The following is a 1122-nucleotide window of genomic DNA, read 5'->3' on the forward strand; positions in this document are numbered from 1 at the left end:
ACCCCCATCTTGGTTTTTTGGGGGCAACAAAACATATTTAGCCACCTGAAAAAAGTCCCATCTAAAAACATCTATGGCCGTTTAAGTGAGTAATTTCACCGCTTTACAATTCCGTCCGATAACCCATTTTGACGGTGGAGCCATTAACAGATTTAATTCCCCATCCATGCTCTCGTCACAGTCACCAGACCCCATTGACAAAAACAGTAATTTTACTTCACAGACCATGGGAGTTGCTGGTCTATTGCTGCCTTGATCAATTAGTTTGTGTTACTGTGCAACTTTGGCGTATGAAAGGGTTAGGTCAGATTCACCAAAGTCACACAATAACACAAACTGACTAACTGATCGAGGCAGAGGTAGACCAGCAGCTCCTGTGTTCAGCGAGGTAAAATTACTGATTTTGTCAATGGAGTCTGGCATAGAAAAGTTTCACCTTCACCTCAGTTTTAATTAAGTTTTTACTGAAAATGCATGTGTTTGGGAAGTACTGAGCAAATGAGACTTGGATTATACTGCACAGGTTTAGTGAGTTTGTAACATTCATTCAGTCATTTTCCAAAGCTGCTATCCTGATGGGGGTCGCGGGGGGGCTGGAGCCTATCCCAGCTGACATTGGGCGAGAGGCAGGGTACACCCTGGACAGGTCACCAGACTATCACAGGGCTGACACATAGAGACAGACAACCATTCACACTCACATTCACACCTACGGACAATTTAGAGTCACCAATTAACCTGCATGTCTTTGGACTGTGGGAGGAAGCCGGAGTACCCGGAGAAAACCCACACTGACACAGAGAGGACATGCAGGCTCCGCACAGAGGGGCTCCCTTACCCTGGGGTTCAAACCAGGAACCCTCTTGCTGCCAACCAATTATTTAATGACCCTACATTAAGTGTTGTCGTAACAAACTCTGCACCGCAAGAAGGAACTTATGACAGAGCTAAATTAGGAATAGTTGGGAGAAAAGGATGAAGGGACAGAAAGAAGCCTGAATAATTCACTATCAAACCTCCAGGTATGCTTATATGTCATCAGAAGACGACACAACGTACCCAGTCCAGTTGCAGAACTATTTGTGTTGGTGGAGCCAAATAAATCATGAAATAAACATACAA

Annotated in this window: 1 protein-coding gene; it reads right to left on the reverse strand. The window is 44.5% G+C overall.

Annotated features, from left to right (window positions below):
- Window positions 1-270: 270 nt before the first annotated feature.
- Window positions 271-423, reverse strand: a complete 153-nt coding sequence (locus tag R7E78_RS24455) for a hypothetical protein (protein ID WP_318058383.1) — start codon at window positions 421-423, stop codon at window positions 271-273.
- Window positions 424-1122 lie beyond the last annotated feature (699 nt).

Source organism: Vibrio sp. YT-19(2023) (genome assembly GCF_033337395.1).